The following is a 385-nucleotide window of genomic DNA, read 5'->3' as shown; positions in this document are numbered from 1 at the left end:
AAAGAAATGTGACCTGATACAGTCTCTGTAATATCTGTCTCTTATACACATCTAGATGTGTATAAGAGACAGATATACAGTAAAACCAGCGTTCTTGCTTTTTCTATCATTTAAAAATTAGAGTTTTCAAATCTAATTCAAATTTTACAAGACGATGAAACAGCCAATAAAACTGTACTATTATTTTATCTAGAAGCACAAATGAAACCGATTTCTTAAGATTTTTTATGTTTTTTATTTCTTTGATAGTAATGTTTCTTGTCATTTTAGATAATATTGTTCTTTATTATAACGCTTATTTTCTCTGTTATATCTGTCTCTTATACACATCTAGATGTGTATAAGAGACAGGTATAATAGAAACAGATGGGAGATTATTATGATC

Source organism: Enterococcus sp. 10F3_DIV0382 (genome assembly GCF_002140245.1).
In the GTDB taxonomy this organism is placed as follows: Bacteria; Bacillota; Bacilli; order Lactobacillales; family Enterococcaceae; genus Enterococcus_B; species Enterococcus_B lactis.
Note: the sequence above shows the minus strand (reverse complement) of the source record.